Source organism: Pseudomonas sp. (assembly GCF_050739775.1).
Classification (GTDB): domain Bacteria; phylum Pseudomonadota; class Gammaproteobacteria; order Pseudomonadales; family Pseudomonadaceae; genus Aquipseudomonas.
In genome coordinates, this window is sequence record NZ_JBOICA010000039.1 from 1 (window position 1) to 26,340 (window position 26,340).

Here is a 26,340-nt window from a genome sequence, read left to right on the forward strand (position 1 = left end):
ACACCGACGGCGGCATGGGCCTGAGTTTCGAACTGCGCGGCAAGCCGGTGCGCGACGTGGTGCAAACCACCTTCCTGCTCAACGGCCAGCGGCATGCCTACTTCAACCAGAAAGAATTCTGGCAGCGCTTCAGCTGGCCGGGCTTCAGCGATCATCCCGGGGCGCGGCTGACCTAGACCAGCGTGCGCACCGGCGAGCGCCTGTTCGGCGACTACCAGGGCACCTGGGGCTTGATCCGCCTGCTGGAGCAAGCCCGGGTCACGGTCCTGGACGACAGCGCCACGCGTTACCGGCTGGTGCTGGAGGCACCGGATGGCCTGGGCCTGACCTGGCACCTGCGCACCGAGCTGGGTGCCGGGCCGCTGGCGCTGCTCAAGCTGCGCAGTTTTCGTTTGCCGCAGCAGATATTTCTCGCCGCCGGTGCGGGTACTTGAACGTGAGCGCGCGTCGGGTTGATGAGATGACGGCGGGCTTGCGGTGGGAGCCGGGCTTGCCCCGCGAGGCTCTGGCTACTCCACCCGCGTCTCCCCGCTATACACCAGGGTATGCCGGCAGCGCCGGCACAGATACCGACGTCCCTGGCGCACCAGGCTGTGGCGCTGGGCCGAGAAGGGGAAGTCGCTGCCGGCACAAGGGCAGCGGTAGATGTACCGGGTCAGCGTACGGCGTTTGACTTCATAGTTATGGCAACGGTTAGGCGGCAGTTCATAAACCCCGCGCATGATCAACTGCCACTCCTCGCCATGCGGCTGGATGCGGTCGCCAAACAGTTGGTGGGCGACCAGGTGGGCGACTTCGTGGGCAACGGTCTGTTTGAGAAAGTCTTCACTGTTTTCGCGATACAACTGCAGGTTGAAGCGCAGCAGGTTTTCATGCAGATGGGCAACACCGGCCTTTTGCCCACGCAGCTTGAAACTGACTTCAGGGCGCGGGAAGGGGCGTTTGAAAAAGATTTCGGCTTGCTGGTAACAGGTTTCGACGCGGGATTTGAGCAGTTCGGGCATATCGGGGAACACTCCTGGCCGACAATTATGCCGCAACCGCCACAAAGCTGCCGAGCCACCTGTCAGCGCCCAGCCTCAGGCCGCCTTGCGGCGGCCTGAGGGTTACTGCGCCTATGTTGCTGCTTTCTTATTGATTACTCTAGTTTGTATAGACAGGCCCCACGCCAAGTCCCCAGACGATCACGGTGAAGGCCATGATGGCTACCAGCACCACCAGGCCGACCGCCAATACCGAACTCGAGAACAGGAAGCCTTCATCCGAAGGTATGTTCATGAAGGTCGGCAGGCCGACATAGAGCAGATAAACCGTGTAGCACACGGCTGCCGTGCCGACGATCATCCCCAGCCACAGGTGGGGGTATAGCGCCGCCAGGCCGCCAACGAACAGCGGCGTCGCGGTGTAGGTGGCAAACGCGATGCAGCGGGCCATGCTCGGGTTGGCGTCGTAGGTGCGCGCCATCCAGTGAATGAACGCGCCCATCACCGCGACGCCAGCCAGCATTGCCAGGTACGACATGATGGTCATCCATAGCGCGCTTTCCTCGGTCAACATGACCGGGGCGCGATCGCCGATGACCCAGCCAACCTGGGTTGTGCCGATAAACGCCGATACCGCGGGGATCGCCGCCAGTATCAGTGTATGGGTCAGGTACATGTGGCTGATGCTTTCTTCCTCGCCACGGATTTCTTTCCATTCTTGGTCAGGATGGGTAAACAGCCCCAGAACGTGATGGATCATGCCAGTCACTCCTTCCGTTGTTGCCATCGCCCCCCAGCGGAGCGCTTGCGACCCCAAGTGATGGGGGCCAGAGGATCGAGGCCACCTTTACTGTGGCCTTATGTCGCAGTATAGGAAGGAGTTAGCCGCTCAAAGCCGGCTTTTTAGAGCAAATCGCGCTGTCAGCGCGGCGGCTAATCACCTTGCAGTCTTTATCGGATTGGCCTACGCCTGCCGACGGTTTGTGCGTAAAATATGCCGCTTTTGTCACACCTCGCGGATTCCAAGCGCTATGGGCACCCTTTCGGTCAACCAGAACAAACTGCAAAAACGCCTGCGTCGTCTCGCTGGCGAAGCCATCACCGACTTCAACATGATCGAAGACGGTGACAAGGTCATGGTCTGCCTGTCCGGCGGCAAAGACAGCTACACCATGCTCGATGTTCTGCTGCACCTGCAGAAAGTGGCGCCGATCAAGTTCGAGATCGTCGCGGTGAACATGGACCAGAAGCAACCAGGCTTCCCCGAGCACGTACTGCCGGCCTACCTCAAGACCCTGGGCGTCGAGTACCACATCGTCGAGAAAGACACCTACTCGGTGGTCAAAGAGCTGGTTCCGGAAGGCAAGACCACCTGCTCGCTGTGCTCGCGCCTGCGTCGCGGTACCCTGTACACCTTCGCCGACGAGATCGGCGCGACCAAGATGGCCTTGGGGCACCACCGCGACGACATCGTCGAGACCTTCTTCCTCAACATGTTCTTCAACGGCACCCTCAAGGCCATGCCGCCGAAGTTGCGCGCCGATGATGGTCGCAACGTAGTGATCCGTCCGCTGGCCTACTGCAGCGAAAAGGACATTCAGGCCTACTCGGACCTGAAGGAATTTCCGATCATTCCGTGCAACCTCTGCGGCTCGCAGGAGAACCTGCAGCGCCAGGTGGTCAAAGACATGCTGGAGGAGTGGGAGCGCAAAACCCCGGGGCGTACCGAGAGTATCTTCCGCGGTCTGCAGAACGTGGTGCCGTCACAGCTGGCTGACCGCAACCTGTTCGACTTCGTTAATCTCAAGATCGACGACACTGCACCGCCACGTTTTCTCGACGTGCTGAACATCTGACCGGCATGCGCGACTATCAATGGCTGCATGAGTACTGCCTGAACCGCTTTGGTTCTGCTGCGGCGCTGGAAGCGTACCTGCCCCAGGCGAAAACCGCCGAGCAGTTGCGCGCGATCAGCGCCGACCGCTACCTGTCGACCCTGGCCTTGCGGGTGTTTCGCGCTGGGCTCAAGCACAGTCTGGTGGATGCCAAGTGGCCGGCCTTCGAAGAAGTGTTCTTCGGCTTTGACCCGCACAAGGTCGTGCTGATGGGGGCCGAGCACCTCGAGCGGCTGATGCAGGACACGCGGATCATCCGGCACCTGGGCAAGCTCAAGAGCGTGCCGCGCAATGCGCAGATGATTCTCGATGTTGAAAAGGAGAAGGGCAGCTTCGGTGCCCTGATTGCCGACTGGCCGGTAACTGATATCGTTGGCCTGTGGAAGTACCTGGCCAAGCATGGCAACCAGTTGGGCGGGTTGTCGGCGCCGCGTTTTCTGCGCATGGTCGGCAAGGATACCTTCATCCCCACCGATGACATGAGTGCGGCGCTGATTGCCCAGGACATCATCGACAAACCACCGACCAGCCAGCGTGATCTGGCATTGGTGCAGGCGGCATTTAACCAGTGGCATGCCGAAAGTGGGCGACCGCTGTGTCAGCTGTCGGTGATGCTGGCGCATACCGTCAATCACTGAAGTAGATCGCGGGGCATGCCCCGCGATCAGTTCGAGCCCTCTCCGGCCAGCCGCCGGTCATACTGAAAACGCCAGCGTACATACAGCAAGGCACTGACGAACAGCGCCAGGCTGATCGCCACTTCCAGCCAGCCGAACAGCGCCCGTGCCGGGTCGAACGCGGCCAGTACCCCTTTAATGAAGTACAGGTTGACCACGAAGCAGGTCCAGGCATGGGCGCGCGCGTTACCCAGGAGCATCCCCGGCAGCAACAGCGCCAGGGGCACCAGCTCGACCGCGAGGATCACGCCGGTGCGCGCGCCATGCAGGTCGGCGAACAGCAGGTTGTTGATCGTCAGCAGGGCAATCAGGCCGAAAAAGCTCGCCAGGCTCAGCGCCCGGGCCAGGCGCAGGCGCGGTGCCAGCCAGTCGATCGAGGGCAGCACCTTGGGCTTTTTAGCCACGGCCGTTCTCCAGCAGTTTGGCGGTGCTGGCCAAGCGTTGTCCCAGGGCGCGGCACAGGGTGATTTCGTCAGCATCCAGGTCGCGCTTGCCGTCAGCCCCAGCGTGATGGCTGGCGCCATAGGGCGTGCCGCCACCACGGGTTTCCAGCAACGCCGACTCGCTGTAGGGCAGGCCCATGATCAGCATGCCGTGGTGCATCAGGGGCAGTAGCATCGACAGCAGGGTCGACTCCTGGCCGCCATGCAGGCTGGCGGTAGAGGTGAAGGCCGCTGCTGGCTTGCCCACCAAGCCGCCGCTGAGCCACAGGCTGCTGGTGCCATCGATGAAGTACTTGAGCGGCGCGGCCATATTGCCGAAGCGGGTCGGGCTGCCCAGGGCCAGGCCCGAGCAGTGGCGCAGGTCGTCCAGGGTCGCATACAGCGCGCCAGACTCCGGGATGTCCGGGGCCACGGCTTCACATTCGGTGGAAATGGCCGGGACCGTACGGATCCGTGCTTCCAGGCCGGCCATCTCGACACCGCGGGCAATCTGCCGGGCCATTTCGCTGGTCGAGCCGTGGCGGCTGTAGAACAGGATCAGGATGTAGGGCGCGCTCATGGCAGGATCTCCAGGATCTTCTCCGGCGGGCGGCCGATCACGGCTTTGTCACCGGCAACCAGGATCGGCCGCTCGATCAGTTTCGGGTGCTTGACCATGGCGTCGATCAATTGCGCATCGCTCAGGGCCGGGTCAGCCAGGTTCAGGTCCTTGTACTCGTCTTCACCACTGCGCAGCAGTTGGCGCGCACCGATGTCCAGCTTGCCGAGCAGGGCCTTGAGGGTCGGGGCGTCTGGCGGGGTTTCCAGGTAGCGGACCACGGTCGGGGTCAGGCCACGGGCTTCGAGCAGTTCGAGTGCGCCGCGGGATTTGGAGCAGCGCGGATTGTGATAGAGAGTCAGGTCAGTCATGTTCGGGTCGCATCCAGCAGGGTGTGGCGGCTATTCTAACCGCAGCGACTTCGCATTTTGCTTGAATCTTCGAGAAGGATTGACCCATGACAAGGCGTTTGGCAGCAGCACTGGCCATCACCGCGAGCCTGTTGCTCGGCGGGTGCGGTGCAGATTATGGCCTGGACCAGAACGGCCAGACCGTGAAAGCTGAGCAGATCGACGGGCACTGGTTGGTGCTCAACTACTGGGCTGAATGGTGTGGCCCGTGCCGGACCGAAATACCGGAACTCAATGCCGCCGCCAAGCAATGGCAGGCACAAGGGGTAAAGGTCCTCGGTGTGAACTTCGACGGCCTCCAGGGCGAGGAACTGAAAAAGGCCAGTGAAGCCCTGGGCATCGGTTTCACCGTGCTGGCCAGCGACCCGGCTGAGCGTTACGAACTGCCGCGTAGCGAGGCCTTGCCGGTGACTTACATCATTGATGACAAGGGCAAGGTGCGTGAGCAACTGATGGGTGAGCAGACGCTTGAGGGGTTGAATCAGAAGTTGGCAGCGCTCAAAGGCGCCAAAGGCTGAGTCTTACTGTGAGAGCGGATTCATCCGTGAAGGGGCGCAGAGCAGCCCCAATTCTGGGACTGCTACGCAGTCCTTCGCGGATGAATCCGCTCTCACAGGTTTGCATCAGCCTTCTTCAGGCCAGAAGCGCAGCGGCTTGCCCTCGGCAGGCCAGAAGCGCACCTGTTCGATCGGCGAGATATCCCAGCGCTGGACGGTTTCCAGGGCCTGGAGGAAGCGCTTTTCCTGTTCCATCAGTGCCGGCGCGCACATCTTGCGGGTGCTGCCGATCTTGCCGAAGGTGAGTTTGTCGCCGTCGAGTTGGTAAGGCGCGAACCAGTGGTTGCAACCTCCATTGCCATAGGCCCGGCCGTCCGCTGCCAGGGTCAGGGTCAGGTGGCTGTAGTCCATCAAAGGACGCTCACCGATCCATTCCAGCAAGTAGCTGCGCTCCTGCTCAAGCTTCATCGGCTCGGCGGCGCAACCCAGCAGGGCGGTACCGGTCAGGGCGCAGAGCAGCAGGTTTTTCACTCGGCCGTCTCCTTGCATTTCGGGCACCGGTGCTTGTCGCCACGGCTGCTCCAGCCAAGTTCTGCGATGCGCGCGGTGGCGGTGGGTTGCAGGGCTTTCTTGCCAAGCTTGGCATCAACCGCGAACTCGAAGCTCAGGTTGGCCTGGCAACTGTCGCAATTGACTTCCCAGGTGTGGATCGCCAGCTCGCCGAATACCGGGCCGCTGGCCACCGCGACCCATTGGCCGGTCGGGTTGATCAGGTGGCGTACGGTTTCCACGGTCAGGCGCATGGACAAGTCCTTGCTGCCCTTGAGGGTTACCAGCAGGACATCATTCTTCTGGATCGAGCCACCATTGCCGGTCACTTGATAGCGGCCTGGCACCAGGGCGCGGCATTCGATCAGGGTATGTTGCGGGTTAAACAGGTTGTAGCGGAAATCGTGTTCGACCATGGGTCCTCCAAATCTGCCGCGTATCCTAGCATCAACCTTCGACCAAGTTTTGCGCATTGCCTGCCGCCCAGCGGGTAATGTTGTCCAGCGTCGTCGCGGCAATGGCCGCCAGCGCCTCACGGGTGAGGAAGGCCTGGTGGGCGGTGACGATGACGTTGGGGAAGGTCAGCAAGCGGGCCAGTACGTCGTCCTGGAGCGGCAGGTCGGAGCGGTCCTCGAAGAACAGCTGGGCTTCTTCTTCGTAGACATCCAGGCCCAGATAGCCCAATTGGCCATCCTTCAAGGCCTCGATCAACGCCGGGGTGTCGATCAGGGCGCCGCGACCGGTATTGATCAGCATGGCGCCCGGCTGCAACTGCGCCAGGCTCTGTGGGTTGATCAGGTGGCGAGTCTGTTCGGTCAACGGGCAGTGCAGGCTGATGATCTGTGCCTGGCGCAGCAGTTCTGGCAGCTCCAGATAGCGGGCGCCCAGGGCCAGCAGTTGAGGATTGGGGTAGGGGTCGTAAGCCAGCAACTGGCAGCCGAAACCAGCCATGATCCGGGCGAAGGCGGCACCTATCTGGCCAGTGCCGACCACGCCGACGGTTTTGCCGTGGAGGTCGAAGCCGGTCAGCCCGTGCAGGCTGAAATTGCCTTCGCGGGTGCGGTTGTAGGCCCGATGCAGGCGACGGTTCAGGGCCAGGATCAGGGCGACGGCATGTTCAGCCACGGCATGCGGTGAATAGGCCGGTACACGTACCACGGCCAGGCCCAGGTGTTTTGCCGCCGCAAGGTCGACATGGTTGTAGCCGGCCGAGCGCAGGGCGATCAGGCACGTTCCGCCAGCGGCAAGGCGTTCGAGCACCGGGGCACTGAGGTCGTCGTTGATGAAGGCGCAGACCACTTCATGGCCGCTGGCCAGAGCTGCGGTGTCCTCGCTCAGGCGTGCTGGCTGGAAGTGCAGCTCTAGCCCGTGGGTCGCGGGGGCGCTGCTAAAGCTATCCTGATCGTAGGTCTGGCTGCTGAAAAACAGTACGCGCATGGGATCTTCCTGAATCGATTGCGGAGGAGTCTAACCGCGGGGGCTGCACATCATCTTGCTTCAGGTCAGGCGCTAAGGCGCGCCTGGGCGGTAAGTCGGATGATGGCCCGGTCCAGTTCGTCCAGGGCGCGCGGTGCTTCAGGGTCATTCTGTTTGAGCAGGGTTTCGCTGCGCTGGCAGGCTGCCCGCAACTGTGGCACGCCACAGTAGCGTGAAGCGCCATTGAGGCGATGCACGCGCTCGATCATACCGTTGCGGTCGGCGGCTTCCCGGGCGAGGCGAATAGCCTCGCGGTCGGCCTCCAGCGAAGCCAGCAACATGGCCAGCATGTCGGCAGCCAGGTCGGGTTTGCCCGCTGCCAGGCGCAAACCTTCTTCCGGGTCGAGGACCTTGAGTTCGCTGCTGTCGGCAAGGCGTGCCGGCGTACGTTCGTTGTGCGGTGCACTCAAGTTCAAGCCGGTCCACTTGAGCACCACTTGGGCCAACTGGCGCTCGCTGATCGGCTTGGTCAGGTAATCGTCCATACCGCTGTGCAGCAGGGCGCGTTTTTCATTGGCCATGGCATGGGCGGTGAGGGCGACGATAGGCAGGGGCGCACCGCTGTGGCTGCTTTCCCACTGGCGTATCTGCTCGGTGCACTCGCGACCGTCCATGCCAGGCATCTGCACGTCCATCAACACCAGGTCGAAGCGCTCATCCTGCACGGCCTGGACGGCGGCATAGCCACTGTCGACCGCCAGCACTTCGGCGCCCATATCTTCGAGCAGGGTCTGCACCAGCAAGAGGTTGGCGGGGTTGTCGTCGACGCAGAGCACCTTGGGGAGCGGCTGCTCGCGACCGACCTTGGTTTCGCTGATGCTGCGCCGTGGTTGGACCAGCTCCAGCAAGGCCCGGCGCAACTTGCGGGTGCAGGCTGGTTTGGCCTGGAGCTGGCTATGGGCATTGGACAAGTAAGGGTGGTAGAGCGCCTGTTCGGTGGTCGGGCACAGTACCAGCGCCTGGCAGTCCAGGCGCTGCAATTGCTGAATGTACTGACCCAGGCGTTCTGGAGCTACGCTATCGAGGTTGACCCCCATGACAGCTAGGGTGAAAGGTTCGCCAGCCATCCGCGCCGCTGCCACCGCATGCAGCAGCGGGTCGATCGAGTTGAAGGCGCTAACGTGCAGGCCGCAATCCTTCAGTTGATGTTCCAGGGCCTGGCGAGCCAGTTCATGGCCATCGACAATGGCCACCCGACGCTCCATCAGTGATTGCAGGGGCAGGTCTTCGGCGTCGTCACGTGCCTTGGGCAAGCGCAGGCTGACCCAGAACTGTGAGCCTTCGCCCGGGGTGCTGTCGACACCGATTTCGCCGCCCATCTGCTCGATCAGGCGTTTGGAGATCACCAGGCCCAGTCCGGTGCCACCCGGCTGGCGCGACAGCGAGTTGTCGGCTTGGCTGAATGCCTGAAACAGTGCCCGTACATCCTGGTTGGACAGGCCGATGCCGGTGTCCTGGACACTGATGCGCAGTTGTACGCTGTCCTCGTGCTCCTCTTCGAGCATGGCCCGGGTAACGATGGTGCCTTCGCGGGTGAACTTGATGGCATTGCTCACCAGATTGGTGAGGATCTGCTTCAGGCGCAGTGGGTCGCCAACCAGCGACAGTGGCGTGTCGCGATAGACCAGACTGACCAGTTCCAGCTGCTTGGCATGGGCGGCGGGAGCGAGAATGGTCAGGGTGTCCTGGATCAGGTCGCGCAAATTGAACGGAATACTGTCGAGCACCAGCTTGCCGGCCTCGATCTTGGAGAAGTCGAGAATCTCGTTGATGATGCCGAGCAGGCTGCTGGCGGACTTCTCGATGGTGCCGAGGTAATCGAGCTGGCGCGGCGTCAGCTCGCTTTTTTGCAGCAGGTGGGTAAAGCCGAGGATGCCATTGAGTGGTGTACGGATCTCGTGGCTCATGTTGGCGAGGAACTCGGACTTGATCCGGCTGGCCTCCAGGGCTTCCTTGCGCGCCATATCCAGCTCGATGTTCTGGATCTCGATGGTTTCCAGGTTCTGGCGTACGTCTTCGGTAGCCTGGTCGATGCTGTGCTGCAACTCTTCATGGGCGCTGTGCAGGGTTTCGGCCATGCGATTGATGCCGGCAGCCAGCTCATCCATCTCGTAGCTGCCCATGACCGGCAGGCGTTCCTCCAGGTTGCCGTCCTTGAGCTGGGTCACGGCGTGCTTGATCTGACCGATCGGGTCATTGATCGTGCGGCTCATGCGCATGGCCAGCAGCGCTGTGGCGACCAGGCCGAAAAATATCAGCAGCAAGCTGGTGAACAGGCTGCGGTATCCGCGCAACAGGGTGCCATCGTGGGACAGTTCGATTTCCACCCAGCCTAGCAGCCGGTCTGCTTCGCCCGGAATACGCTCGCCCGCCAGGTCTCGATGGTGACCGAACACCGGCAGCAGGTAGCGGGTGGCGTCACTACCGCTGCGCTGCAGCAGCGCTGTGCCGCCGCCGGCAGGTGCCTGATTGAGCATGCTCGGGCCCGCATGGGCAAGGTTATTGCGGTCCGGTCCGAGAAACGCTACCGCGCGAACATCCGCCTGCTCCAGGGCCTGGGCGGCGATGCGCTCCAGCTGTGCCGGATCTTGGTGGACCAAAGCCGGTGCCACCAATGGGGCCAGGTTTTCGGCAATCATCTTGCCGCGCTGTAGCAATTGGGTTTGCAGCTCGTTCTGCTGCAGCCAGGTGAAATAGCTGCCCAGTACCAATGCCATCAAACCAGCAGGCACCAAGGCCAGCAGCAACACGCGGCTGCGGATTCCCAAACGATTCAGCACGCAACTCTCCTGTGCCTGGCAAGTGCTGTAAGCCGCCGTCAGTGCATGCTGGCGGACCAAGTCGGAAAAGTACCGCGCCTTCTCGTGTAATGCACTCATTTGTATCTTCTTTTGACATAGGCGCCATCCTTACTGTCGTGCCGACGAGCAGTTGCGGGTTGCCTACATAAAGCAATTACTCAATAATTGCGTAACTGAGAATTGCTAGCACCAGCCAATGAATCCCGTAACTATTAGCGAATCCCACATACTTGCCATCGAGGATGACCCCGTCCTGGGCGCCCACTTGCTCGAAGAGTTGCGGCGTGGCGGCTTCAACGTCACTTGGTGCAAGAACGGTCGCGAAGGCTTGGAGGTTGCGCGCGAGTCGCGTTTCGATGTGGTCCTGATGGACATCCTGCTACCAGGATTGAACGGCCTGGAAGTGCTGGCAAAACTGCGCGAAAGCAGTTCGACGCCAGTGATCATGATGTCTGCCCTGGGTGCCGAAGCTGACCGCATCAGTGGTTTCCAGCGCGGCGCCGATGACTACCTGCCCAAACCGTTCAGCATGGCCGAGCTGCAAGTGCGCATCGAGGCGATTCTGCGCCGTGTGGCGCTGGAGCGTCGGCGCCAGGAACCCTCTGTGGAGCAAGGCGGTGCCTTGAAGTTCGACGAGCAGGCTTGTGATGTCTGCTGTGGCGAGCGCTGGGCTGGGCTGACCCTGAGTGAGTACCGCCTGCTCGACATTTTGCACCGCAGCCATGAAGAGGTGCTGAGCAAGGCCTTCCTTTATCAGCAGGTACTGCAGCGCGGCTATGCTCGCCATGACCGCAGCCTGGACATGCATGTCAGCCAGATCCGGCGCAAGCTCAAGGCTATCGGTTACCAGGAGCGTGAAGTGCGCACGGTGTGGGGCAAGGGCTATGTGCTCAGTGCCGCTGAGGTCAGCTGAAGTGCCCAATCGCCACTCATTGTTCTGGAAACTGGCGATTCTGCTGGTCGGTTTCTGTCTGTTGATGATCGGCCTGAGCTGGAGCTGGGGCCGGCACATGGAAACCCGGAACGCCTATCTCTCCGATCAGGCCCGGGTCACCTTGACCGACTATGCCGCTGAGGCCGAACGGGCCTGGGAACAGGGTGGGCAGGCAGGGGTCGATGCCTGGATGGCCGACATGGCCGATAAGGAAGGTACCTGGGTGAATGTACTGGGGCCAGACTTGCAGTCGCTGAGCAGCACCTCCCTGACACCTGAGCAAAGCCGCAAGATCACCTTCCTGCGAGGAATCGATTGGCCAGTCAGTCGCCGGGTGCTCGGCTTGCCCTGGATGCGCGTGCCGTTTGTCGAGCACCCTGAGCAGGGGCTGTTGGTGATCGAATTGCCAGAGCGCCTGATGCCCGGTCAGTACCGTCTGTTCTGGCGGTTCATGACCAACGGCATCATTCCGGGGTTGTTCACCTTGTTGCTGTGCGTGGGCCTGTACCGCATGTTGATCATGCCCCTGATCCAGTTGCGTGAGCAGGCCAATGCCTGGCGAGCGGATCAGCTCTCGGCGCGGGTGGCCAGCAGTACCACTAGCCGCCAGGATGAGCTGGGCGAGCTGGGGCGTGCTTTCGATGACATGGCTGAGCGCCTGCAAGGCACGGTAGCCTTGCAGCAGCAGCTGTTGCGTGACCTGTCCCATGAGCTGCGCACGCCGTTGAGCCGTCTGCGGGTAGCCTGCGAAGGTGACGCTGACGCCGGACAGTTGCGCGAGCGCCTGGGGCGTGAGGTCGACTGCATGCAGCGGCTGGTGGAGGATGCCTTGCAACTGGCCTGGCTCGATACCGAGCGGGCGCCGCTGTGCAAGGAGCCGATTCAGGTCCAGGCACTCTGGGACATGCTGGCCGAGGATGCCTGTTTTGAAAGCACCTGGCCGTCGATGCAACTGCATTGCACCCTGGACGCCTCCTGCTGGGTGCAGGGCAACCTCAACAGCCTGGCCCAGGCCCTGGAGAACATTCTGCGCAATGCCATTCGCCACTCTCCGGCCAGCGGAGTGATCCGCTTGAGTGGTCGCCGTCAGGGCAATCATTGGCTGCTGTGGCTGGAAGATCAGGGTGGCGGAGTGGCAGAAGCTGAACTTGAACGCATCTTCGCGCCATTTACCCGGCTTGACGGTTCACGTCCGGGCGATGGTGGTTTCGGCCTGGGCTTGAGCATCGCCCGCAATGCCATCGTGCGCCAAGGCGGACGCCTGTGGGCGCAGAACACCGGTCAGGGGTTGCGGCTGAATATTCAGTTGCCGGTGGCAATTGAGCGGTAAGCTACAAGCCATCAGCTGCAAGTGAGTGAACAGTTTGCCGCTTATAGCTTGTAGCTATAACGCCAACACATTGCGTGATATGGGCAAGACTCGTTTGCCGGTATGATAGGTCCCCCCGCAGTCTGGATTGCGAACTACGCCATGACCTTGCAGTACCCAACCATCGCCGATTGCGTCGGCAACACGCCCCTGGTCCGCCTGCAGCGCATAGCCGGTGAGACCAGCAACACCCTCCTGCTCAAGCTTGAAGGCAATAACCCGGCAGGTTCGGTCAAGGACCGGCCAGCGTTGTCGATGATCACTCGTGCCGAATTGCGCGGGCAGATCAAGCCGGGCGACACCCTGATCGAAGCGACCTCGGGCAACACCGGGATTGCTTTGGCCATGGCGGCGGCGATCAAGGGTTACAAGATGATCCTGATCATGCCCGATAACTCCAGTGCTGAACGCAAAGCGGCAATGACCGCCTATGGCGCCGAGCTGATCCTGGTCAGCAAGGATGAGGGCATGGAAGGCGCTCGCGACCTCGCTGACCGCCTGCAAGCCGATGGCCGTGGCCTGGTGCTCGATCAGTTCGGCAACGTTGACAATCCCGAAGCCCACTATGTCAGCACCGGTCCCGAGATCTGGCGCCAGACCCAGGGCAGCATCACCCATTTCGTCAGCTCCATGGGCACCACCGGCACCATCATGGGTTGCTCGCGTTATCTCAAGGAGCAAAACCCGGCGGTGCAGATCGTTGGCCTGCAACCGATGGAAGGCTCGGCGATTCCGGGCATTCGGCGCTGGCCCGAAGAGTATCTGCCAAAGATCTATCAGGCTGATCGCGTCGATCGCGTGGTCGATATGGCCCAGAGCGAAGCCGAAGAGACCACCCGCCGACTGGCCCGCGAAGAGGGCATTTTCTGCGGTGTGTCCTCCGGTGGTGCAGTGGCGGCCATGTTGCGCCTGTCCCGCGAGTTGGAAAACGCCGTGATCGTGGCAATCATTTGTGACCGTGGCGACCGTTATCTGTCGACCGGCATTTTCGACGCGGCGAACTGATGTCCAAAAGTAAACATAACAGCGGCCTGCGCTTCCAGCCGGCCGGCGGCAGCCGTACGCCGCAGGTTCCCACCGGCAAAAAGCAACGCCTGCGTATCGAGCGCCTGGCGGGGGATGGCCGTGGTATCGCCTTTTTCGAAGGGCGTACCTGGTTTGTCAGTGCTGCGCTGGCAGAGGAGGAGGTCGAGGCGCGGGTGCTCAACGCCCATGGCAAAGTGGTCGAGGCGCGCCTGGAACGGGTTTTCACCGCCAGCTCAGACCGTCGTGAGGCACCTTGCAAGCATTTTGATCGTTGCGGAGGCTGCAACTTGCAGCACCTGTCTCATGCTGATCAATTGGCCCTCAAACAGCGCTTGCTGGCCGAGCAGCTGCAGCGGGTCGCCGGCGTCGCACCCGAGCGCTGGGCTGCAGCGCTGACCGGGTCTGAGTACGGTTACCGGCGCCGGGCGCGGGTGGCAGTGCGTTGGGATGCCAAAGCGAAGAAGCTCGAAGTCGGTTTCCGCGCCGAAGCCAGCCAAGACATCGTCGCCATCGATGATTGTCCGGTACTGGTACAACCTTTGCAGTCGATCATGCGTCACCTGCCCATGCTTCTGCAGAGTTTGAGCAAGCCGCAGGTGGTAGGTCATGTCGAGCTGTTCAGCGGTACGGCATTGGCTTTGCTGTTGCGTCATACCGCGCCGTTGGCAGAGGGCGACCTGGCTCGCTTGCAGGCGTTCTGCAATGAGGCTGGTGCGCAGCTCTGGTTGCAAGGCGAGGGTGAACCTTCTCCGGTCGACGCGGGTCAGACGCTCGGTTTTACCCTGGCACCGTGGAATCTGGAGCTGGCATACCGGCCCGGGGATTTCGTTCAGGTCAACGCCGAGGTCAATACGGCGATGATCGAGCAGGCGCTGGCCTGGCTGGCGCCGCAAGCCGACGAGCGCGTGCTCGACCTGTTCTGCGGCTTGGGCAATTTCGCCCTGCCGCTGGCCCGGCAGGCGCGTGAAGTGGTGGCGGTGGAAGGCGTGCAGGCAATGGTCGAGCGGGCAGCGGCCAATGCACGAAGTAACAATTTGCATAACACGCAGTTTTTTCAGGCCGATTTATCGCAGCCGTTGTCCGCCTCCGGCTGGGCCGCTGGAGGCTTTTCTGCGGTACTCTTGGACCCACCGCGGGACGGTGCCTATGAGGTAGTGCGAAAAATCGCAGACCTTGGGGCGAAACGTCTGGTGTATGTATCGTGCAACCCGGCAACCCTGGCCCGCGACACGCTCGAGCTGGTCAGGCAGGGTTACCGGTTAAAATGTGCCGGGATTCTCGACATGTTTCCTCAGACGGCGCATGTCGAAGCCATGGCGTTATTCGAAGCGGGCTAGCGGGACTGGCGCGTTGGGCGCTGCACCTTGGGTCCGGCAGGGGCAGCACCAGAGATATCAAGCGCATCGTGAATGCGCTGTAGGGAAAGGTAAACAAAGATGGTACAGGTGAGAGTGCACCAGCCGGTCAATACCGACGGCAGTATCAATCTCGAAGCATGGCTGGACCATGTGGTGAGCGTCGACCTGGCGCTGGACCGTGAAGCCCTCAAGGAGGCTTGCGAGTTCGCTCATGAGATCGAGAAAAAGGGCAACCCGGCCAAGCATTCCTGGGCCGACGGGACCTCGAGTTTCCAGGCCGGCCTGGAAATCGCCGAAATCCTTGCCGACCTCAAGCTCGACCAGGATTCGCTGGTCGCTGCGGTGATCTACCGTGCCGTGCGCGAAGGCAAGGTGACCCTGGCGGAAGTCGGCCCGCGTTTTGGTCCGGTGGTGTCCAAGCTGATCGACGGCGTGCTGCGCATGGCCGCCATCAGCGCCAGCCTCAGCCCCCGCCAATCGCTGGTGCTGGGCTCCCAGGCGCAGGTCGAGAACCTGCGAAAAATGCTCGTGGCCATGGTTGATGACGTCCGCGTGGCGTTGATCAAGTTGGCCGAGCGCACCTGTGCAATCCGCGCAGTCAAAGGCGCCGGCGACGAGAAACGTCACCGCGTCGCCCGCGAGGTGTTCGATATCTACGCGCCCCTGGCGCATCGCCTGGGCATCGGTCATATCAAATGGGAGCTGGAAGACCTGTCCTTCCGCTACCTGGAGCCGGATCAATACAAGCAGATCGCCAAGCTACTGCATGAGCGGCGCCTGGACCGTGAACGCTTCATCAGCGATGTGATGAGCCAATTGCAGAGTGAGTTGCTGGCCACCGGGGTCAACGCTGATATCAGCGGCCGGGCCAAGCACATCTATTCGATCTGGCGCAAAATGCAGCGCAAAGGCCTGGAGTTCAGCCAGATCTACGACGTACGCGCGGTACGCGTTCTGGTCCCGGAAATGCGCGATTGCTATACCGCGCTGGGGATCGTCCACACCCTCTGGCGGCACATCCCGAAAGAATTCGACGACTATATCGCCAACCCCAAGGAGAACGGCTACCGCTCGCTGCACACTGCGGTGATCGGCCCCGAGGGCAAGGTGCTCGAAGTGCAGATTCGCACTCATGCCATGCACGAGGAAGCCGAGCTTGGCGTTTGCGCGCACTGGCGCTACAAGGGTACCGACGTCAAATCCAGTTCCAACCATTACGAGGAAAAAATTTCCTGGTTGCGTCAGGTGCTCGAGTGGCATGAAGAGTTGGGTGACATCGGTGGCCTGGCTGAACAGCTGCGCGTCGATATCGAGCCCGACCGGGTGTATGTCTTCACCCCCGACGGGCATGCCATCGACCTGCCCAAGGGGGCCACGCCGCTGGACTTCGCTTATCGGGTGCATACCGAGATCGGCCACAACTGCCGAGGGGCGAAGATCAATGGGCGGATCGTGCCGCTCAACTACAGCCTGCAGACGGGTGAGCAGGTCGAGATCATCACCAGCAAGCACGGCAACCCCAGCCGCGACTGGCTGAACTCGAACCTGGGCTATGTCACCACTTCGCGGGCGCGGGCGAAGATCGTTCACTGGTTCAAACTGCAGGCGCGCGATCAGAACGTCGCCGCCGGCAAGACCCTGCTCGAACGCGAACTCAACCGCCTGGGCCTGCCCCAGGTGGATTTCGAGCGGCTGGCGGAAAAGGCCAACCTCAGGGCTGCCGAGGACATGTTCGCCTCCCTTGGGGCGGGCGACTTGCGCCTGGCCCATCTGGTCAACGCTGCCCAGCAACTGGTCGAGCCGGAGCGCAGCGAGCACATCGAGCTGGTACCGCGCAAGGCGACCGGTTACAAACCGGGCAAGCGTGGCGATATCCAGATCCAGGGCGTCGGCAACCTGCTCACGCAAATGGCCGGCTGCTGCCAGCCGTTGCCGGGGGATGCGATTGTCGGCTACATCACCGTGGGTCGTGGGGTGACCATCCACCGTCAGGATTGCGCCTCGGTGCTGCAACTGGCCGGGCGCGAGCCGGAGCGGATCATCCAGGTCAGCTGGGGGCCGGTGCCGGTGCAGACCTACCCGGTGGATATCATCATCCGTGCCTACGATCGTCCGGGCTTGCTGCGTGATGTCTCCCAGGTGCTGCTCAATGAGCGGATCAACGTATTGGCGGTCAATACCCGCTCGAACAAGGAAGACAACACTGCACTGATGTCTTTGACCATCGAGATTCCTGGCCTGGATGCCCTTGGGCGCCTGCTCGGGCGGATTTCGCAGTTGCCGAACATCATCGAGACGCGGCGTAATCGTACGTCTTGAGACCGCCATCGCGGGCTTGACCCGTATGAGGCCAGACCTGAGAGACCTTTCTGATGTACACCCTGGACGACCTGCTCCACCTCATGGCCCGGCTGCGTGACCCGCAGTACGGCTGCCCGTGGGATCTCAAGCAGACCTACGCGAGCATCATTCCCTACACGCTCGAAGAAGCCTACGAAGTGGCCGATGCCATCGAACGCAGCGACTTTGAACACTTGCAGGGCGAGTTGGGCGACCTGCTGTTCCAGGTGGTCTATTACAGTCAGCTGGCCCGCGAAGAAGGCCGCTTCGAGTTTGCCGGAGTGATCGACAGCATTACCGGCAAGCTGATCCGTCGCCATCCTCACGTGTTCCCCAGCGGTGAGCTGTACGCACCGCTGGATACACCCAAGCTCGACGAGGCCCAGGTCAAGCAGCGCTGGGAGGAAATCAAAGCCCAGGAGCGGGCAGAGAAGGGCGTTGCCGAACAGCTGTCGTTGCTCGATGACGTGCCAGCCGCCTTGCCTGCACTGTCGCGGGCAGCCAAGCTGCAAAAGCGCACAGCCAAAGTCGGATTCGATTGGCCGGATGCTTTGCCGGTGTTGGACAAAGTGCGAGAAGAACTCGACGAAGTGCTTCAGGCCATGGCCGACAATGACAGTGCCGCACTGGCCGATGAATTGGGCGATCTGCTGTTTGCCACGGTCAACCTGGCCCGGCACCTGAAGGTCGACCCGGAAAACGCCCTGCGCGGCGCCAACCAAAAGTTTGAACGACGTTTCCGATTTATCGAGCAGGCATTGCGCGATAGTGGGCGTCCGATTGAAGATTGCACCCTGGAAGACATGGATGCGCTTTGGGGCGAAGCCAAACGTCAGGAAAAGAACCTGCCCAGCTGCGGCTGAGCTGAAGCACATAAGTGAGTGAACAATGAGCCTTTCCCTTCGCGACCAATTGCTCAAAGCCGGTCTGGTCAACCAGAAACAGGTCAAGCAGGTCAGTAAAGATCAGAAGAAACAGAAGCGCCTGGAACACAAAGGCCAGGTCGAAGTTGACGATACCCAGCAGCGGCTGGCCAAGGAAGCCATGGCGGAAAAAGCCAAGCGCGACCAGGAACTCAACCGCCAGCAGCAGGAGAAAGCCGAGCAGAAGGCCCGTGCCGCCCAGGTCAAGCAATTGATCGAGGTCTCGCGCCTGCCCAAGCTGACCACTGAGGACTACTACAACTTTGTCGATGACAAGAAGGTCAAGCGTCTGTCGGTCAATGCCCTGATGCGCAGCAAGCTGAGCAGCGGCTCGCTGGCGATTGTCGCCCATGGCGGTGGTTATGAAGTAATCCCGCGTGAAGCGGCGCTGAAGATCCAGGAACGCGACCCCAAGCGGATTGTCTTGCTCAACACCCAGGTTGAAGAGCCGGATGCCGATGATCCGTATGCGGCCTATGTGATCCCTGACGATCTGATGTGGTAAAACGACAAACCCCGCTTCGGCGGGGTTTGTGTTTTCTGAAAGGGATTATTCCTGTTGTTGTCTGCTTTCGAGGAATTCCAGCTCGATACGGTAGGTGTGGGCTTCATGTTCATTGTGGAACATGCCCACCAGTTCATCCTGCTGATGCACATCCCAGATGCGCAGGCCTGCTGCCAGGCTTTCGTAGGACATTTTGTTTTCGTCGCGCTCAGTTACTTTGACAGTCATCTGCAAACTCCACGTTCAGTTAACTGCGGCACCGTGTCGCAGGTCTCTTTTATAGAATTTGTTAGCTGGCTAAGTAAATGCTTGGCCCATGAAACATCTTTCATGTGGGAGCGGTCCCAAAAAAAGAAACCCCGCACAAGGCGGGGTTTCGGGGGGCACCAGCAGTCAGGCGATCAGTTGCCCTTGACCGACTTGCCATCGACCGTGCCGTCCTGCAGCACGATCACGTACTCCTTGCCGTCAGTCTCGACCTGACGCAGTTGTACCAGCAGGTAGTCCCAATCCTTAGCGAACCACAGCTCGGTGATGCGCTTGCTCTGGCTCGGGTCGCGTACGCGCTCGACCTTGATAGCATCGACCTGGCCGGTCTTGGTGGTGACTTTTTCGGTGCCCAGGACGCGGAAGTCATAGGTGTCGATCTCGTCGCCATCAACCACCTGGTAGCTCACGCTCTTCTTGCCGGCTGCGACATCGTGCTGCAAGGCCAGTTGATAGGTGGACTTGTCCAGCACACCACGGTTCAGCGGCAGCTTGATCGCGTCACCGCGGTCGGTGCCGGTAATGAGCTTGCTGCTCCAGTCAAAATCCAGGTCGACTTTCTTGGCCTTGCCCAAGCCGCCACGTTCAAAGTGGTAGGTCTGTGGCAGCAGGGTACCCTTGTCCAACCGCAGGGTACTTTGCTCGGTCAGGCTGGCGATCATCATCGATGCCTTGAAGTTGAGGCTCCAGGTACCGTTGGCGTTCTTTTCCAGGCTGCGTTCGGCGGTGCCGCTCATGGGCAGCTGCTTCCAGTCGGCGGTATAGCTTGCCGAGAAAGGCTTTAGATCCGCTGCCTGAAGCGGCAGTGCGAGCACGGCAAGAGCGAAGAGCAGGGCGCGACGCATAAAATCTCCTAGGGTCGAATCAAGTGGCCGCTGGCCGCCAGAGGCTGGCCATCCAGTAGAGCACCGTACTCACCAAGGCGCAAACGGCCTTCGGCGAACCAGCGCACCGCCAGCGGGTAAATATGATGTTCCTGGCTGTGAACCCTTTGCGCCAGACGTTCTGGCGTGTCATCCAACTGTACCGGTATTACTGCCTGTACGACCAGCGGGCCGCCGTCGAGTTCCTCGGTGACGAAGTGCACGCTGCAGCCATGCTCCTTGTCACCTGCTTCGAGAGCGCGCTGATGGGTGTGCAGGCCCTTGTACTTGGGTAGCAGCGACGGATGGATGTTCAGCAGGCGGCCTTGATAGTGGCGCACGAACCCGGCACTGAGAATGCGCATGAAGCCAGCCAGCACCACCAATTGCGGCTGGTAGCCGTCGATCAGCTCGACCAGTGCTGCGTCGAACGCCTCGCGGCCCTCGAAGGCTTTGTGGTCGAGCACGGCGGTGTCGATGCCGGCATCATGGGCGCGCTGCAGGCCATAGGCATCGGCGCGGTTGGAGATGACCGCGCGGATCCGCACCGGGCTATCGCCGGTGTGGACGCTGTCGATCAAGGCTTGCAGGTTGCTGCCGGTGCCGGACAGCAGCACCACGACATCACACGACTTGCTTGGCATCAGTGCGCCTTGACGTTCTTCAGCTCGACCTGGGCAGCGCCTTCGGCAGCAACGCCGATCTGGCCAATGACCCATGGCTGTTCGCCAGAATCGCGCAGGTTTTTCAGGGCGATCTCGACTTGGTCCTGGGCTACGCAGATGACCATGCCAACGCCACAGTTCAGCACACGGTGCATTTCGTGTTCGTCAACGTTGCCTTGCTGCTGCAGCCAGTCGAAGACTGCCGGGCGTTCCCAGCTGGCGACGTCAACCACCGCCTGGGCGCCTTTTGGCAGGACGCGCGGGATGTTGTCGAGCAGGCCACCACCGGTGATGTGGGCCATGGCCTTGACTGCACCGGTGTCCTTGATCAGCTTGAGCAGCGGCTTGACGTAGATACGGGTCGGGGCCATCAGCAGTTCGGTCAGCGGCTTGCCGTCGAGCTGGATGTTTTCGATGTCGGCTCCGGCGACTTCGATGATCTTGCGGATCAGCGAGTAGCCGTTGGAGTGCGGGCCGGAAGACGGCAGAGCGATCAGCGCGTCGCCAGTGGCAACCTTGGAGCCGTCGATGATTTCGGCTTTTTCCACCACGCCAACGCAGAAGCCGGCCAGGTCGTAGTCTTCGCCTTCGTACATGCCGGGCATTTCAGCGGTTTCACCGCCGACCAGGGAGCAGCCAGCCAGTTCGCAGCCAGCGCCGATGCCGGTGACCACGGTAGCGGCAACGTCGACGTTGAGCTTGCCGGTGGCGTAGTAGTCGAGGAAGAACAGCGGTTCGGCACCGCAGACCACCAGGTCGTTGACGCACATGGCGACCAGGTCCTGGCCGATGCTGTCATGCTTGTTCAGGTTCAGCGCCAGGCGCAGCTTGGTGCCGACACCGTCGGTACCGGAGACCAGAACCGGCTGCTTGTAGCCGGCCGGGATCTCGCAGAGGGCGCCAAAACCGCCCAGGCCGCCCATGACTTCCGGGCGCGCCGTGCGCTTGGCAACGCCTTTGATGCGTTCGACCAATGCTTCACCGGCGTCGATGTCTACACCGGCGTCCTTGTAGCTCAGGGAGGGTTGCTTGCTCATGATCCAGGCCTTTAGGGGGGAGGGATTCAGGGGAATCGACCGTGACCTGCCAGGCAAGGCGGAGGGTAATCCGATTGCCTGACCGTCGCCGGTCTGCGAAGGCGCGCGATTTTATCAGGGTTGCCCGGTAGCGGCCATCCTCAGGCCGACGGGCAGGGCCCAGATCGGTTAAAAAAATAGGCTTTCACAGTGCCTGACTGGTTGCCAGGGCGCAGGCTGTATAAGGTATAGCAAAGACGATGAGATGAAATTGACCGTGCTGGCCGAATATTTTGCAGGGTGCTGCGCTCATACCGACATCTATTTAACTAAGCATCGCTTCTTTAATTACCAGGACAGGAATCCTCCATGCGTTTGCGTAATTACCTGGCCGTTAGCTGTCTTGCCTTGTTTGCTCTGTCGGCTCAGGGCGAAACCCTCTCCGGTCTCTACCAGGTCCGCGAACCGGTCCAAGGCCAGGGCGCCGAAGCCCGTACCCAGGCCACCGGCAAAGCCCTTGAAACCCTCGTACTGCGCCTGACCGGCGACCCCAAGGCGGCGCAGAGCCCGGCCCTGGCGGCGCTGCGCAAGGACCCGCAACAGATCATCAGCCAGTTCGGCTTCGAGGCCGGACCGCCCGAGACCGTGCTGGTGGACTTCGATCCGGGTAGCACCGAGCGTACCTTGCGCCAGGCTGGCCTGGCGTTGTGGGGCAACAACCGGCCTTCGATCCTCGGCTGGTGGTTGAACGACAGTACCGGAGGCTCGAGCCTGGTCGGCGATGGCCAGCGCAGTGCCGCGCCACTGCGCCGCGCTGCCCAGCACCGTGGCCTGCCATTGCGCCTGCCACTGGCCGACCTCAATGAGCAATTGGTGGCGACCGCGAAAAATCTTGAAGGCGCGGATCCTGCGCCGCTGCGCAACGCTTCCGAGCGTTATGGCGCCGATGCGCTGTTGGCGGTGCACGCCAGTGAAGCCGATGGCAAGTGGCAGGGCACCTGGCGCCTGTGGTTGGGTGAGCAGCGCGAGCAGGGCAAGGTTGCAGGTGCCGACCAGGCAGCGTTGGCCGATGCCGTGATGCTGGCGGTCAGCAGCCGCCTGGCGCCGCGCTTCGTGGCCCGCCCGGGTGCCAGCAGTGAAATGCAGGTGCAGGTTCAGGGCATGAACCTGGCGCGTTATGCTGAACTGGGCAGGGTGCTGGAACCCTATGGCGTGCGCCTGAACCAGGTTGCAGGTGATATCCTGACTTATCAGGTGACCGGCAACAGTGATCAGCTACGCGCCCAACTGGGCCTGGCCAAACTGCAGGAACTGCCAGCCGAGGCGCCGGTACAGCCGCCTGCAGTTGATCCGGCCAACCCGGGGGCGACCCGGGCCGCTGCGCCGAAACCGTTCAATGGCCTGCGTTTTCGTTGGTAATCCCTGACCTGGCCTGGAGCCGTTCATGACTGATATGCGTCGCTGGGTATGGCTCGGCGTAACCTTGCTGTGCGCCGCGTTGCTGTACTGGCTGCACCCGATTCTTTCGCCATTTCTGGTTGGCATCCTGCTGGCCTACCTGGCCGACCCGCTGGTGGATCGCCTGGAGCGTGCCGGGCTATCCCGCACTTGGGGTGTGGTGGTGGTGTTCACCTTGTTTACCCTGCTGCTGACCCTGCTGCTACTGGTGCTGGTGCCGATGCTGGCCAAACAGCTGGTGCGGCTCTATGAGCTGGCGCCGCAGATGCTCGATTGGTTGCAGCATGACGCCTTACCCTGGGTGCAGATACGTCTTGGACTGGCCGATGGCTTCTGGAAGTTTGACAAGATCAAGGCTGCCATCAGTGGTCACATGGGGCAGACCACCGACATTGTCGGGGTCATCCTGTCCCAGGCCACGGCTTCGGGGCTGGCCCTGCTGGGCTGGTTGGCCAACCTGGTGCTGATCCCGGTGGTGAGTTTTTATCTGCTGCGTGACTGGGACCTGATGATGGCCAAGATCCGTCGCCTCCTGCCACGCCAACGTGAGGAGCGGGTGGTGGCGCTGGCCGGCGAGTGCCACGAAGTGCTTGGCGCTTTCGTCCGTGGGCAGTTGCTGGTGATGCTGGCGCTTGGGGTGATCTATGCATCTGGCCTGATGCTGGTGGGTCTTGAACTCGGGTTGTTGATTGGTCTGCTGGCAGGGTTGGCAGCCATCGTCCCGTACATGGGCTTCATTATAGGTATCGGCGCGGCGATGATTGCCGGGTTATTCCAGTTTGGCGGTGATCCTTATCCGCTGCTCGCGATCGCCGCTGTATTCATGGTCGGCCAGGCACTCGAGGGCATGGTCCTGACGCCATTGCTGGTGGGTGACCGCATCGGCCTGCATCCGGTGGCGGTTATTTTCGCCATTCTCGCCGGAGGTGAGTTGTTCGGATTCACCGGTGTTCTGCTGGCGCTGCCGGTGGCGGCGGTGATCATGGTGCTGCTGCGTCACGTCCATGACCTCTATAAAGAGTCGGATATATATGCAGGTGAGATCGACCCGGATCTCTAGCTTGATAGCCAAAGGCTTGCATCGGTTGCCAGGCGTCGATGCAAGCCTTTGATTTTACTTGTGGACAGCGCTGATTGTGCGACCGGCGTCACGGGTATAAACTTTGCAGACTTTTCAAAAAAGGCCCCTTGCGGTTCTTCGGAAGCGCCCAGCCAGCATGAAACCGATCCAGTTGCCCTTGGGTGTGCGTCTGCGTGATGACGCCACCTTCATCAACTATTACCCGGGTGCCAACGCCGCAGCATTGGGCTACGTCGAGCGACTCTGCGAAGCCGACGCCGGCTGGACTGAAAGCCTGATCTACCTCTGGGGCAAGCAAGGCGTCGGGCGTACCCATCTGCTGCAAGCCGCCTGCCTGCGTTTCGAGCAACTGGGTGAACCCGCCGTTTACTTGCCGCTGGCGCAACTGCTCGACCGCGGTGTCGAATTGCTGGACAACCTGGAACAGTACGAACTGGTCTGCCTGGATGATCTGCATGTGATTGCCGGCAAACCGGAGTGGGAAGAGGCCATGTTCCACCTGTTCAACCGCCTGCGTGACAGCGGTCGACGCTTGTTGCTGGCGGCGTCCAGTTCGCCCCGGGAACTGCCGATCAAGCTGGCAGACCTCAAGTCGCGCCTGACCCTGGCGCTGATTTTCCAGATGCGTGCGCTGTCTGACGAAGACAAGCTGCGCGCCCTGCAACTGCGTGCTTCGCGACGCGGCCTGCACCTGACCGACGAGGTCGGGCACTTCATCCTGACCCGTGGCACCCGCAGCATGAGTGCGTTGTTCGACTTGCTCGAGCGTCTTGATCAGGCTTCTTTGCAGGCCCAACGCAAGCTCACCATCCCGTTTTTGAAAGAAACTTTAGGCTGGTAAGGCAGGTTCTAGAGCCTCGGCACGTAAAAGTCACATTTTTTTCGATTGAATTTGCAAATCGACCCGATAGAAGGCATAGTTTCCCCCTCTATAAATTCCAGACACGGTCGTGCCCATGCTAAAGCGCTTCGCACCCCTCGTGCCCCTTGCACTTGTGACCCTGCTTTTTGGCTGCGCGGCGCATAGCCCTGTTTCGCAGCAACAGGCTCAGCAACCGGTTACCGCTCAGGTTTCGAGCAAGTCCTCCGCCTCGTCGGTGTTCGAGGAAGAGCTGGCCAGCGAAGAAGAGCTGCAGGATTTCACCAGCAGCAAGCCTTATCAGTTGCCAGCCCTGGCAGACAACATTCTCGAGCGCGGCATGTCCCTGATCGGTACCCGCTACCGTTTCGGCGGTACCTCCGAGAACACTGGTTTTGATTGCAGCGGTTTCATTGGCTACCTGTTCCGCGAAGAAGCCGGCCTCAACCTGCCGCGCTCCACCCGCGAAATGATCAACGTTAAAGCCCCGCTGGTTGCGCGTAGCAACCTCAAGCCGGGTGACCTGGTGTTCTTTGCCACCAATGGTCGCGGTCGTGTCAGCCACGCCGGGATCTACCTGGGCGACGATCAGTTCATCCACTCCAGCAGCCGCCGCAGTGGTGGCGTGCGCATCGACAAACTCGGTGATCGCTACTGGAGCAAGACCTTTATCGAAGCCAAGCGTGCATTGGCCATGGCACCGACCGCGACCACTATCTCGCGCAACTGATCATAGGCCTTGCGGTATCACGGCGACGTAGCTGAAAAGCTCGTCGCCGTGCGTGTTTACAGAAAGCGTCTAATCTAAATTCTCAACTATTTCCGGCCCACCGCCGGACGGCTTCAGACAGGATGTTCTGACCATGGCGATGAAGGCGCGCTTCGCTCTACTTTCCCTGCTGGCACTGCTCGGTGCCTGCTCCAGCCATGCCCCGACCCCGTCCAAGGTGGTCGAGCCAGCTGTCATGGCGCCTCAGGTGTATTTCTCTCCGGTTGCCGAAGATGTTCTGTTCCGTGCCTTGGGCCTGGTCGGTACGCCTTATCGCTGGGGCGGTAACACACCGGACTCGGGTTTCGATTGCAGTGGCTTGATCGGTTACGTCTATCGCGATGCCGCCGGCATTGCCTTGCCGCGTTCGACCCGCGAAATGATCGGCATCCGTGCGCCAAGCATAGAGCGCGCTGCCCTGCAGTCGGGGGACCTGGTGTTCTTTGCCACCAATGGTGGCGCTCAGGTCAGTCACGCCGGAATCTATGTCGGCGAAGGCCGATTCGTTCATGCCCCGTCTGCTGGCGGAACCGTGCGTCTGGACTACCTGTCCAATAGCTATTGGCACAAAGCTTATCTGAATGCCAAGCGGGTCCTGTCACCTGCCCACCTGGCGCGCAACCCCTGACCTTGCGAGG

The 26,340-nt window shown here is 61.3% G+C and carries 28 protein-coding genes and 1 pseudogene; 16 read left to right on the plus strand and 13 right to left on the minus strand.

Annotated features, from left to right (window positions below; all coding sequences use genetic code 11):
* Positions 1-434 (plus strand): annotated as a pseudogene (locus tag ACRESH_RS19090) (type VI secretion IcmF C-terminal domain-containing protein); the annotation flags it as partial.
* A gap of 75 nt (positions 435-509) precedes the next feature.
* Here ACRESH_RS19090 and ACRESH_RS19095 read toward each other — a convergent pair.
* Both ACRESH_RS19095 and ACRESH_RS19100 read right to left on the minus strand, forming a co-directional pair.
* The gene (locus tag ACRESH_RS19095) at positions 510-1,004 is read right to left on the minus strand and encodes a SprT family zinc-dependent metalloprotease (protein WP_431743435.1); all 495 of its coding nucleotides are present in this window, start codon (positions 1,002-1,004) and stop codon (positions 510-512) included.
* Between the two features lie 139 nt (positions 1,005-1,143).
* Entirely contained in the window at positions 1,144-1,743 is a 600-nt protein-coding gene (locus ACRESH_RS19100; protein ID WP_431743436.1) for a Yip1 family protein, read from the minus strand.
* 271 nt (positions 1,744-2,014) lie between these two features.
* On the opposite strand from ACRESH_RS19100, the gene ttcA reads away from it, so the two are divergent.
* Positions 2,015-2,839, plus strand: a complete 825-nt coding sequence (ttcA, locus tag ACRESH_RS19105) for a tRNA 2-thiocytidine(32) synthetase TtcA (RefSeq protein ID WP_431743437.1) — start codon at positions 2,015-2,017, stop codon at positions 2,837-2,839.
* Positions 2,840-2,844: 5 nt separating this feature from the next.
* Entirely contained in the window at positions 2,845-3,516 is a 672-nt protein-coding gene (locus tag ACRESH_RS19110) for a DNA-3-methyladenine glycosylase I (protein ID WP_431743438.1), read from the plus strand.
* A 26-nt stretch (positions 3,517-3,542) separates the two neighbouring features.
* Here the strand turns inward: ACRESH_RS19110 and ACRESH_RS19115 are convergent, their stop codons facing one another.
* Genes ACRESH_RS19115 through arsC form a run of 3 tightly spaced genes read right to left on the minus strand, consistent with a single transcriptional unit; the run spans position 3,543 to position 4,907 of the window.
* Entirely contained in the window at positions 3,543-3,959 is a 417-nt protein-coding gene (locus tag ACRESH_RS19115; protein WP_431743439.1) for a DUF2069 domain-containing protein, read from the minus strand.
* The gene (wrbA, locus tag ACRESH_RS19120) at positions 3,952-4,557 is read right to left on the minus strand and encodes an NAD(P)H:quinone oxidoreductase (protein ID WP_431743440.1); all 606 of its coding nucleotides are present in this window, start codon (positions 4,555-4,557) and stop codon (positions 3,952-3,954) included. The genes ACRESH_RS19115 and wrbA overlap by 8 nt, the downstream gene beginning before the upstream one ends.
* The gene (gene arsC / locus ACRESH_RS19125; RefSeq protein ID WP_431743441.1) at positions 4,554-4,907 is read right to left on the minus strand and encodes an arsenate reductase (glutaredoxin); all 354 of its coding nucleotides are present in this window, start codon (positions 4,905-4,907) and stop codon (positions 4,554-4,556) included. Before arsC ends, wrbA begins: the two co-directional genes overlap by 4 nt.
* An 86-nt stretch (positions 4,908-4,993) precedes the next feature.
* Here arsC and ACRESH_RS19130 point away from each other — a divergent pair, with 86 nt between their 5' ends.
* Positions 4,994-5,464: a peroxiredoxin family protein gene (locus tag ACRESH_RS19130; protein WP_431743442.1), complete on the plus strand. Its 471-nt coding sequence runs from the start codon at positions 4,994-4,996 to the stop codon at positions 5,462-5,464.
* Positions 5,465-5,569: 105 nt separating this feature from the next.
* Here ACRESH_RS19130 and ACRESH_RS19135 read toward each other — a convergent pair whose 3' ends face one another.
* From ACRESH_RS19135 to ACRESH_RS19150, 4 genes are all read right to left on the minus strand, one after another.
* Entirely contained in the window at positions 5,570-5,974 is a 405-nt protein-coding gene (locus tag ACRESH_RS19135; protein WP_431743443.1) for an META domain-containing protein, read from the minus strand.
* Positions 5,971-6,408 (minus strand): hypothetical protein, encoded by a 438-nt coding sequence (locus tag ACRESH_RS19140; RefSeq protein WP_431743444.1) that lies wholly within the window; start codon positions 6,406-6,408, stop codon positions 5,971-5,973. Before ACRESH_RS19140 ends, ACRESH_RS19135 begins: the two co-directional genes overlap by 4 nt.
* 31 nt (positions 6,409-6,439) lie before the next feature.
* A complete protein-coding gene (locus ACRESH_RS19145) occupies positions 6,440-7,429 on the minus strand; it encodes a 2-hydroxyacid dehydrogenase (protein WP_431743445.1) in 990 nt (329 codons plus the stop codon).
* A 65-nt stretch (positions 7,430-7,494) separates the two neighbouring features.
* On the minus strand, positions 7,495-10,248 hold the full coding sequence (locus ACRESH_RS19150) for a response regulator (RefSeq protein WP_431743446.1): 2,754 nt from the start codon (positions 10,246-10,248) through the stop codon (positions 7,495-7,497).
* A gap of 217 nt (positions 10,249-10,465) precedes the next feature.
* Between ACRESH_RS19150 and ACRESH_RS19155 the strand changes: the two genes are divergently transcribed.
* From ACRESH_RS19155 to ACRESH_RS19185, 7 genes are all read left to right on the plus strand, one after another.
* The gene (locus tag ACRESH_RS19155; protein WP_431743447.1) at positions 10,466-11,182 is read left to right on the plus strand and encodes a response regulator transcription factor; all 717 of its coding nucleotides are present in this window, start codon (positions 10,466-10,468) and stop codon (positions 11,180-11,182) included.
* Positions 11,154-12,533 (plus strand): histidine kinase sensor domain-containing protein, encoded by a 1,380-nt coding sequence (locus ACRESH_RS19160; RefSeq protein ID WP_431743448.1) that lies wholly within the window; start codon positions 11,154-11,156, stop codon positions 12,531-12,533. Before ACRESH_RS19155 ends, ACRESH_RS19160 begins: the two co-directional genes overlap by 29 nt.
* Positions 12,534-12,674: 141 nt before the next feature.
* Positions 12,675-13,577 carry a cysteine synthase CysM gene (gene cysM, locus ACRESH_RS19165; protein ID WP_431743449.1) on the plus strand — a complete coding sequence of 301 codons (903 nt, stop codon included), beginning with the start codon at positions 12,675-12,677 and terminating at the stop codon, positions 13,575-13,577.
* Positions 13,577-14,935 (plus strand): 23S rRNA (uracil(1939)-C(5))-methyltransferase RlmD, encoded by a 1,359-nt coding sequence (gene rlmD, locus ACRESH_RS19170; RefSeq protein WP_431743450.1) that lies wholly within the window; start codon positions 13,577-13,579, stop codon positions 14,933-14,935. The genes cysM and rlmD overlap by 1 nt, the downstream gene beginning before the upstream one ends.
* 99 nt (positions 14,936-15,034) lie before the next feature.
* Positions 15,035-17,275, plus strand: a complete 2,241-nt coding sequence (relA, locus tag ACRESH_RS19175) for a GTP diphosphokinase (RefSeq protein WP_431743451.1) — start codon at positions 15,035-15,037, stop codon at positions 17,273-17,275.
* 53 nt (positions 17,276-17,328) lie between these two features.
* A complete protein-coding gene (mazG, locus tag ACRESH_RS19180) occupies positions 17,329-18,159 on the plus strand; it encodes a nucleoside triphosphate pyrophosphohydrolase (protein ID WP_431743452.1) in 831 nt (276 codons plus the stop codon).
* A 25-nt stretch (positions 18,160-18,184) separates the two neighbouring features.
* Entirely contained in the window at positions 18,185-18,724 is a 540-nt protein-coding gene (locus ACRESH_RS19185; RefSeq protein WP_431743453.1) for a DUF2058 domain-containing protein, read from the plus strand.
* 45 nt (positions 18,725-18,769) lie between these two features.
* Here the strand turns inward: ACRESH_RS19185 and ACRESH_RS19190 are convergent, their stop codons facing one another.
* From ACRESH_RS19190 to purM, 4 genes are all read right to left on the minus strand, one after another.
* Positions 18,770-18,952, minus strand: a complete 183-nt coding sequence (locus ACRESH_RS19190) for a hypothetical protein (protein WP_431743454.1) — start codon at positions 18,950-18,952, stop codon at positions 18,770-18,772.
* Between the two features lie 173 nt (positions 18,953-19,125).
* Positions 19,126-19,836 carry a DUF3108 domain-containing protein gene (locus ACRESH_RS19195; protein WP_431743455.1) on the minus strand — a complete coding sequence of 237 codons (711 nt, stop codon included), beginning with the start codon at positions 19,834-19,836 and terminating at the stop codon, positions 19,126-19,128.
* A gap of 8 nt (positions 19,837-19,844) precedes the next feature.
* Positions 19,845-20,498, minus strand: a complete 654-nt coding sequence (gene purN / locus ACRESH_RS19200) for a phosphoribosylglycinamide formyltransferase (RefSeq protein ID WP_431743456.1) — start codon at positions 20,496-20,498, stop codon at positions 19,845-19,847.
* On the minus strand, positions 20,498-21,556 hold the full coding sequence (gene purM / locus ACRESH_RS19205; RefSeq protein WP_431743457.1) for a phosphoribosylformylglycinamidine cyclo-ligase: 1,059 nt from the start codon (positions 21,554-21,556) through the stop codon (positions 20,498-20,500). The genes purN and purM overlap by 1 nt, the downstream gene beginning before the upstream one ends.
* Before the next feature lie 348 nt (positions 21,557-21,904).
* Between purM and ACRESH_RS19210 the strand changes: the two genes are divergently transcribed.
* The 5 genes from ACRESH_RS19210 to ACRESH_RS19230 all read left to right on the plus strand — a co-directional run bounded on the left by ACRESH_RS19210 (position 21,905) and on the right by ACRESH_RS19230 (position 26,330).
* Positions 21,905-22,954 carry a DUF2066 domain-containing protein gene (locus tag ACRESH_RS19210; RefSeq protein WP_431743458.1) on the plus strand — a complete coding sequence of 350 codons (1,050 nt, stop codon included), beginning with the start codon at positions 21,905-21,907 and terminating at the stop codon, positions 22,952-22,954.
* A 25-nt stretch (positions 22,955-22,979) separates the two neighbouring features.
* Positions 22,980-24,053, plus strand: coding sequence for an AI-2E family transporter (locus ACRESH_RS19215; RefSeq protein WP_431743459.1), 1,074 nt, complete (start codon positions 22,980-22,982; stop codon positions 24,051-24,053).
* A gap of 157 nt (positions 24,054-24,210) precedes the next feature.
* On the plus strand, positions 24,211-24,915 hold the full coding sequence (gene hda / locus ACRESH_RS19220; protein WP_010220358.1) for a DnaA regulatory inactivator Hda: 705 nt from the start codon (positions 24,211-24,213) through the stop codon (positions 24,913-24,915).
* A 115-nt stretch (positions 24,916-25,030) separates the two neighbouring features.
* Complete coding sequence (locus ACRESH_RS19225; protein WP_431743460.1) at positions 25,031-25,663, plus strand: C40 family peptidase; 633 nt, start codon at positions 25,031-25,033, stop codon at positions 25,661-25,663.
* 133 nt (positions 25,664-25,796) lie between these two features.
* The gene (locus tag ACRESH_RS19230; protein ID WP_431743461.1) at positions 25,797-26,330 is read left to right on the plus strand and encodes a C40 family peptidase; all 534 of its coding nucleotides are present in this window, start codon (positions 25,797-25,799) and stop codon (positions 26,328-26,330) included.
* The last annotated feature ends 10 nt before the right edge of the window (positions 26,331-26,340 follow it).